The following is a 7556-nucleotide window of genomic DNA, read 5'->3' on the forward strand; positions in this document are numbered from 1 at the left end:
CCTCGGTGTCGCCCATCTCCAGCCGGATCATCGACGTCGAGACGGACAGCTCGGCGGCCACCATCCGGGTCAGCGAAACCCGGTTGCCCTGGCCACCGTCCACCTTGCCGGTGTAGGCCCGCACGAGGCCGTTGCTGTCGAGGGTCAATCGCGCACCGCCGGGAGTCGACCAGCCCCAGCCGGAGCGTCCGTCTTTGGCCAGCGGAGGCAGCACGACCGTCCAGGTGGCCTGGACTGCGGTCTCGATCGGCTCGGTGCCACCGATCGAGCCGGCGGTCTGCACCGACTCGGTCCCAGCCGCCGCGCGCACCGCCCGCAGGATCCGCGGGTACCCGCCGCACCGGCACACGTTGCCGGCAAGCGCGCGTCGGACCGTGGCCTCCTCCGGGTCTGGGTCCTTCGCGAGCAGCGCGACCGTCGCCATGACCATGCCCGGAGTGCAGTAGCCGCACTGCAGGGCGCGGGCGTCGACGAAGGCCTGCTGCACCGGGTGCAGGCGTCCGTCGGCTGCCAGGCCCTCCACCGTCGTGACGGTGGCGCCGTCGGCCGCCGCGAGGTCCACGGTGCAGGCTCGCACCGGCGACCCGTTGAGCTGCACCGTGCAGGCGCCGCACTGACCCTCGCCGCACGCGTACTTCGTGCCGGTGAGTTTCAGGTCGTCGCGCAGCAGGTCCAGCAGCGTCGGGCCGGACGGCGTGTCCACCACTCGTTCGTAGCCGTTGACGAAGATCCTGGTCACGCCCCGACCGTAGGCCAGTGACCCGCCAGCTGCCCAGGATCAGCCGGTGGCCGGTCCGAGATTGGTGAGGGAGTAGCCCATCGGGTAGGTCCGGGCGTTGTGCCGGTAGGGCCTCGACTCCGGTCGCGGGGGCACCAGTCTCAGCGCCCTGGCCCGCAGCCGCAGCACCCGGTGCAGTTCGGTGGCCAGCCAGGCCGGCTGCCGGGGCTGGCCCAGCGCCTGCCGCAGCGGCTCGTCCATCAGCGCGATGGCGGCCCGGGTGACCGCCGGGCGCAGCGGCGCCGGGAACCAGCCCGCGAAGATCCGCAGGGTGGCCTCGGTGACCCTGCGATTGGAAGGGTCGAAGGTGAACCGCTCAGCCTCGTACTCGTCCAGGAAGCGCTCATAGCCCCGGTAGGTCCGCGGGAGCCGCTTGAGGCCCATGAGCTCGCCGAACCGGGTGGTGACGATCGCCATCGCCTGGATCTCGTGCGGGTGCAGGGCTCGCGCCGTACTGGTCGATCCACCGCTTCGGCCCGACGATCGTGGTGGCCAGCACGTACACGAACTCGTCGGTGGGGATGTCGAAGCGGCTGTGGATCCGGTTGAGGTGCCGCATGGCCTGGCGCCCGCGCGAGGATTCCTGTCCGTCCTCGGTGGCCTCTGCGCCGATCAGGATCGTGTCGTCATAGCGCTTCCGCCCGTGGTGCTCGAACTGGCCGGTGTGGTCGAGCAGCCGGCTGATCGTGGGGACGCCGAAGTCACGCAGGAACGCGAACGACGTGCCCTGCTGGTAGTCCCACGGGAACTCGTACCGCGTGGTCAGCCGGAAGATCTCGTCGTGGTCGCGGACCGGGTCGAGCGACGCGATCAGCCGGAGGTTGGTGTACCAGCCCACGTGGTCGGCCTACACGCCCAGGGAGCGGCCGATGATCTCCTTCATGATCTCGGTCGTTCCGCCGTAGATGGTCTGCACCCTGGTGTCCAGGAAGGCCTTGGCCACCGGGTACTCGAGCATGTAGCCGTACCCGCCGTGCAGCTGCACGGCCTGGTCGACCACCTGCTTCTGAACCTCCGTCGTCCACCACTTGGCCATCGCGGCGGTGGCGATGTCCAGCTCGCCACGGGTATGCCGAGCGATGCAGTCGTCGACGAACACCCGGGCCACCCGGGCCTGGGTGGCCATCTCGGCAAGCACGAATCGGTTGTGCTGGAAGGACCCGATCGGCCGGCCGAACGCCTGCCGCTCCTTGGCGTAGGCCAGCGAGATCTCGAGCAGCCGCTCGGTGGCAGCTGCAGCCGCGATCGCGATCGACAGCCTCTCCTGGGGCAGGTTCTCCATCAGCGAGACGAAGCCGCTGCCCTCGGCGCCGAGCAGGTTCTCCTTCGGCACCTTGACGTCGGCGAACACCAGCTCTGCGGTGTCCTGGGCGCGCATGCCGACCTTGTCGAGGCGTCGGCCGCGGTCGAAGCCCGGCATGCCCCGCTCGACGACGAGGAGGCTGATGCCCCTGGCGCCCGCGGCGGGGTCGGTCTTGGCGACCACGATGACCAGGTCGGAGAGGATCCCGTTGGAGATGAACGTCTTGCTGCCGTTGAGCAGGTAGTGGTCACCCTGGTCGACCGCGGTGGTCTTGATGCCCTGCAGGTCGCTGCCTGCGTCCGGCTCGGTCATCGCGATCGCGGTGACGATCTCCCCGGAGCAGAAGCCGGGCAGCCAGCGGCGCTTCTGCTCGCGGGTGGCCAGCCGGGTGAGGTAGGGGCCGATGATGTCGTTGTGCAGCGCGAACGCCGGGCCGCTGAACCCGGCGTAGGTGAGCTCCTCGGCCAGGACGGCGTTGTACCGGAAGTCGTCGGCGCCCGCACCGCCGTACTCCTCCTCGACGAAGAAGCCGAGCAGACCCTGGCGGCCGGCGGCCAGCCATGCCTCCCGGGAGACCATGCCGTCGCGCTCCCACTGCTCGTGGTGCGGGGCGATCTCCTTCTCGATGAAGGTGCGCACCGTCGCCCGGAACGCCTCATGCTCCTCGGTGAAGATCTGCCGCATCTAGCTCGTCCACTCCTTGAGCCGACGGATGAGGCCGGCCGGGTCCCGGTCGACAGGGGTCACGTTGAGCACGGTCACGCCCGACTCGCGGAACGCGGCGATGCGTTCCTTCACGTAGGACTCTGGTCCCACCAGGTTGCACATCTCCAGCAGGTCCGGCGGGACCAGCGCCTCGGCCTCCTTCTTGTGGCCCTCGAGGTAGAGGTCCTGGATCTTCTCGGCCTCGGCCGCGAAGCCGTACTGGCTGACCAGGTCGTTGTAGAAGTTCTTGCCCTTGGCCCCCATGCCGCCGATGTAGAGCGCGAACTGCGGCCGGGCCAGGTCGAGCAGGGCCTTGACGTCGTCGCCCACGGCGACCATGCCGCCTGCGGCGATCTCCAGCGGGGCCAGGTCGGCTGACCGCTTGGCGGTGCCGGCGTCCAGCGCGCTCCCCCAGACGTCCCGGGCGCGCTCGGGCGCGTAGGGGTAGGGCAGCCAGCCGTCGGCGATCTCCGCCGTGGACTCCACGCTCTTGACGCCGAGCGCGGCCACGTAGATCGGCACCGCCGGGCGTTCAGGGTGGGTGAGCATCTTCAGCGGCTTGCCCAGGCCGGTGCCCTGGCCGGGCGGCAGCGGCAGGGTGAAGATGCCCTCGTTGGTGAGCACCTCGCGCCGCAGCGCGCGCCGGACCAGCTCGACGAGCTCGCGGGTGCGCCCGAGCGGCCGGTCGTAGGGCAGCCCGTGCCAGCCCTCGATCACCTGCGGGCCGGAGGCGCCGATGCCGAGGATGGCCCGCCCGCCGCTGACGTTGTCCAGCCCGGCGATCGTCTGGGCGATCAGGGCCGGGGTGCGGGAGTAGATGTTGAGGATCGCCGAGCCGATCTGCACCCGCTCGGTCTTGGCCGCGAGGTACCCCATGAGGGTGGGGGAGTCGAAGCCGTAGGCCTCGGCCACCCAGATGATGTCGAGCCCCGCGTCCTCCAGGGCGACGACAGCGTCGGCCGCCTCACGCGGGTTGCCCGCGTACTGCAGCAGCGTGGAGACTCGCACCGGTCATCCCTCCTGGGCGAGGTCGTGGTGCTCCTCGCGGAGCTGACGCTTGAGGATCTTGCCACTGGGGTTGCGGGGCAGCCAGTCCACGATCACGACGTACTTCGGCGTCTTGTAGCCGGCCAGGTGCTCGCGGGTGTGGGCGATGACCGCGTCACCGGAGAGCGTTGCCCCTGGCTTGGGGACGACGGCAGCAGCAACCACCTCGACCCAGTGCGGGTGGCTGACCCCGAAGACGGCCACCTCGGCCACGCCGTCCATCAGGTAGATGGTCTCCTCGACCTCCCGGCTCGCGACGTTCTCGCCGCCGGTCTTGATCATGTCCTTCTTGCGGTCGACGACGGTGAGGTAGCCGTCCGCGGTCATGACCCCGAGGTCGCCGGAGTGGAACCAGCCGTTGCGGAAAGCCTCGGCGGTCTTGGCCTCGTCCTTGTAGTAGCCGAGGGTCGCGTGCGGGCTGCGGTGCACGATCTCGCCGACGGTGCCTGGCGGGACCGGCCGGTCGACGTCGTCGACCACCCGGGTCTCCACGTTGAGGCCGGAGCGCCCGGCCGATCCGGCCCGGCTGACCTGCTCGTCCGGGCCGAGGATCGTCGCGAGCGGCGCCATCTCGGTCTGCCCGTAGAAGTTCCACAGCCGGACGCCCGGCAGCCGCTGCTGCAGCTCGCGCAGCACCTCGACCGGCATCGGCGAGGCGCCGTAGTAGCCCTTGCGCAGCGAGCTTAGGTCGGTGCCGTCGAAGTGCGGCGAGCGGAGCAGGCTGATCCACACCGTGGGCGGGCAGAACAGCTTGGTGACCCGTTCGGTCTCGATGGTGCGCAGCAGGGTCGCCGGGTCGGGGGCCGGCAGGATGATGCTGGTGGCGCCCAGGTAGACGTCCGGTCCGAGGAAGCAGTCCAGCTGCGCGGTGTGGTACAGCGGCAGGGCGTGCACCTCGACGTCGGTGCCCTCCATCCCGCCGTCCACGATGCAGGAGACGTACTGCCACATGAGCGACCGGCTGGACAGCATCGCGCCCTTGGGCCGGGACTCGGTGCCGGAGGTGTACATCAGGCGCAGCGGGTCGTCGTCGCCGACGGCAACCTCCGGGGGATGGCCGTCGTGGTCGATCCAGCTCTGGACGTCGGGCCAGCCCTCGGGGGTCTCAGCGCCGGACAGGCGGATCGTGCCGCGGACCGTGATGGTGACCCCGGCGGACTCGATCGCCTTCTCGGCGGTCGCGACCAGGGCGTCCTCCGCGACGAACGCGGTCGCCTCGCTGTGCTCGAGGATGTAGCCGATCTCGTCCGGGCCGAGCATGAAGTTGACCGGGACAAGGATCACGCCGATCCGCGCGGTGGCGAACGACAGGACGGCGAACTGCCAGCAGTTGTGCGACAAAAGGGCGAGGCGGTCACCCTTCGCCAGCCCCCCGGCGGCCAGTGCGGCCGCGGCCCGCGAGATCGCGGCGTCGAGCTCGGCGAAGGTGAGGCTGGTGCCACCGGACCTGACCGCGAGCTTGTCCGGGAACCGGTTCGCGCTGCGGCGGGGCAGGTCGCCGATGCTGTGCTGGCGTGCGGTGTCGATCAGCGGATTCCCCATGGTGTCCCGTCTCCTCGTGCCGGCCCGAATGCCGCTCAAGTTACCCCTGCCCGACGGGCCCCTTCCTGGACGTCACCGCGTGCATGTCAGCGAAGCTGCCGGATCTCGGTGGGACCCTCGCGAAACGACGACTCAGTCTCCGAAACTCAGTTCCGGGCCCTGACCGGGCAGCTCGGCGCGCGGCTCCTCCGCGGCGGCTGGCCAGGGGCGGCTGGCGTCGTCCGCAGTGGGCAGCCGCAGCGCCGCATAGCCGTGGCGACGGCCAGGCCGACCGTCATGCCGAGCAGGATCACCTGGTAGTCGAGGGTGGCCACGAGCAGCGCTCCCACCCCGATCGAGGCGACGTAGGGGAGCCCGGTGGCCAGGTCGAAGGCTGCCGAGACCCGGCCCATGAGGCGGTTCGGCGTCCGGTGCTGCAAGGCGGTCACGGTCGAAACGATCAGCGCGGGCAGCGCGGCGCCGAACACCATGACGGCGCCCAGGACCACGGGCAGGATCGGCAAGGCGCACAGCGCGACGGCGACCGCGCACCCGGCCAACGCGCCGACCAGCAGTCGCACCTCGCCGATCCGGCCGATGAGGGCGGTGACAGCGACCCCGGAGGCGACGGCGCCGACCCCTTGGAACGTCGCCAGCACGCCGAGGAAGGTGACCGGTTCGCCCAGCCCGTCGAGCACCGCGAAGAAGACCGACTCGGCGAACCCGAACATCAGCATGGCGATGACCGTGGCGACGGACATCCGGCGCAGCAGCGCCGACCGACGCAGGTGGACCGCGCCAGCGGCGACCTCCCGGCGGAAGGTCAGCGTAAGCCGCTCCGGGCGCGGTTTCCGGTGGTGGATCAGGGCCAACGTTACGGCCTACATGAGGAGCGTCGCCGCGTCGAGGACCGCGACCAGGCCGCCGCCCTTCCAGGCGAACGGCCCGGCGCGCAGCAGCGGGCCGATCAGGCGCAGCGACTGGCGCACGGTGGTCAGGGTGCCGTTCGCGGGACCGAGCAGGTCGGGCTCCACGAGCTGCTGGACGAGGCCGTTCATCGCCGGGCCGAAGACCACCTGCGACAGCCCGTAGCCGGTCGCAACGAGGTACAGCAGCCACAGGTCAGCCCGGTCGTGCACGAGGAGCAGCAGGCTCACCACGCCGGCGGTCAGCAGGTCCGTCGTGATCATCAGGGGCCCCCGCCGCACCCGGTCGGCCAGCCAGCCGCCGAGCGGCGCCAGCAGGTTCGCCAGCGCCACCGCGAACAGGATGGACCCCCGGCTGCGTTCGAGCCGGTGAGCTGCTTGGCCCACATACCGAGCACCAGGATGAGCAGCCAGTCACCGAACATGCTCGTCGTCTGTCCGCCGAGCAGCAGTCGGAAGTCGTGGTGGCGCGGGCGGTCAGGCATCGGCGTGCGCTGTCCGCAGCTCGGGGAAGGCGTAGATGAGGTAGCTGACGAGCTCGACGTCAGGCGCGCCCGGCCGGGGCTCGTTGGACATCCGCTGCTGGTACGGCGCGAGCAGCGCGAGGACCTTGGCGTTGATCTCCTCCACCTCGGCGGGCGTGGCCCAGAAGCCGAAGTCGGACTCGGTGACGACGTTGCGCCAGGCCGCCGGAGCCTGGTCGCGCCGTTGTCGCCAGCTCTCGAGCCGGGCGTTGCGCCGCTCGTCGACCGCTCCTTCGAGCATTCGGCCTGCGGCCAGCTGGGCCGGGGTCATGCTCTCGGGGTCGGTCCGCAGGGTCAGCCCGGCCTTCACCATCCGCCACGGTCGTTGCCGGCCGGTGCCGCCCTCGGCCCCCTCGACGAAACCGAACCGGGCCAGCTGCCGCAGGTGGTAGCTGCACCCGGCAGCGGAGTCGCCGAGCCGCTGCGCGCACTCGGTCGCGGTCAGCGGGCCCTCGCGGTAGAGCAGCTCGATCAGGTCGAGGCGCCGGGGGTGGGCGAGGGCGCGCATCGACCGCGGGTCGCGGAGGTCACGAGAGTGCAGTCCGCCCTGGTCGAAGAACAGGTCGTCGTGGTCCGTCGTCCGGCTCGGCAAGATCAAAAGATGTCTTCGGCCTATCCATCTAACCCGGAGTGGGCTGGCCGGATGGACGAGCCCGTGGGAGGCCGTGACTACCCGCGGTCCACGGGCGAGTTGCTTGCCTGGTTCAGCAGGGATTCGGACTGTCTGGACTACCTGGAGTGGCTGCGCTGGC

General features: G+C 70.6%; 10 protein-coding genes. 1 reads left to right on the top strand and 9 read right to left on the bottom strand.

Going from position 1 to position 7556, the window contains the following annotated elements; genetic code table 11:
* The 9 genes from VIM19_19900 to VIM19_19940 form a co-directional block, all read right to left on the bottom strand.
* Window positions 1-739: 2Fe-2S iron-sulfur cluster-binding protein (locus tag VIM19_19900; protein HEY5187104.1), on the bottom strand; the 739-nt coding region annotated here is incomplete at its 3' end.
* A 39-nt stretch (window positions 740-778) separates the two neighbouring features.
* Entirely contained in the window at window positions 779-1195 is a 417-nt protein-coding gene (locus VIM19_19905) for an oxygenase MpaB family protein (protein ID HEY5187105.1), read from the bottom strand.
* Window positions 1122-1616: a hypothetical protein gene (locus tag VIM19_19910; GenBank protein HEY5187106.1), complete on the bottom strand. Its 495-nt coding sequence runs from the start codon at window positions 1614-1616 to the stop codon at window positions 1122-1124. The genes VIM19_19905 and VIM19_19910 overlap by 74 nt, the downstream gene beginning before the upstream one ends.
* 9 nt (window positions 1617-1625) lie before the next feature.
* Window positions 1626-2765, bottom strand: a complete 1140-nt coding sequence (locus tag VIM19_19915) for an acyl-CoA dehydrogenase family protein (protein HEY5187107.1) — start codon at window positions 2763-2765, stop codon at window positions 1626-1628.
* Window positions 2766-3794, bottom strand: a complete 1029-nt coding sequence (locus VIM19_19920) for an LLM class F420-dependent oxidoreductase (GenBank protein HEY5187108.1) — start codon at window positions 3792-3794, stop codon at window positions 2766-2768. It abuts the gene before it with no gap.
* A gap of 3 nt (window positions 3795-3797) precedes the next feature.
* Window positions 3798-5375 carry an acyl-CoA synthetase gene (locus VIM19_19925; protein HEY5187109.1) on the bottom strand — a complete coding sequence of 526 codons (1578 nt, stop codon included), beginning with the start codon at window positions 5373-5375 and terminating at the stop codon, window positions 3798-3800.
* 146 nt (window positions 5376-5521) lie between these two features.
* The gene (locus tag VIM19_19930; protein HEY5187110.1) at window positions 5522-6226 is read right to left on the bottom strand and encodes an MFS transporter; all 705 of its coding nucleotides are present in this window, start codon (window positions 6224-6226) and stop codon (window positions 5522-5524) included.
* A gap of 9 nt (window positions 6227-6235) precedes the next feature.
* Window positions 6236-6667, bottom strand: a complete 432-nt coding sequence (locus VIM19_19935) for an MFS transporter (protein ID HEY5187111.1) — start codon at window positions 6665-6667, stop codon at window positions 6236-6238.
* Between the two features lie 90 nt (window positions 6668-6757).
* Window positions 6758-7396 (bottom strand): helix-turn-helix domain-containing protein, encoded by a 639-nt coding sequence (locus tag VIM19_19940; protein ID HEY5187112.1) that lies wholly within the window; start codon window positions 7394-7396, stop codon window positions 6758-6760.
* A 51-nt stretch (window positions 7397-7447) separates the two neighbouring features.
* Between VIM19_19940 and VIM19_19945 the strand changes: the two genes are divergently transcribed.
* A partial coding sequence (locus tag VIM19_19945; protein ID HEY5187113.1) for an IS1595 family transposase occupies window positions 7448-7556 on the top strand: 109 nt, incomplete at its 3' end.

Source organism: Actinomycetes bacterium (assembly GCA_036510875.1).
Lineage (GTDB): Bacteria > Actinomycetota > Actinomycetes > Prado026 > Prado026 > DATCDE01.

Excerpts from the sequence above, each read along its gene's own strand:
- VIM19_19925 (HEY5187109.1), bottom strand. The coding sequence starts at position 5,375 with ATGGGGAATCCGCTGATCGACACCGCACGCCAGCACAGCATCGGCGAC.
- VIM19_19915 (HEY5187107.1), bottom strand. The coding sequence starts at position 2,765 with ATGCGGCAGATCTTCACCGAGGAGCATGAGGCGTTCCGGGCGACGGTG.
- VIM19_19905 (HEY5187105.1), bottom strand. The coding sequence starts at position 1,195 with ATGGCGATCGTCACCACCCGGTTCGGCGAGCTCATGGGCCTCAAGCGG.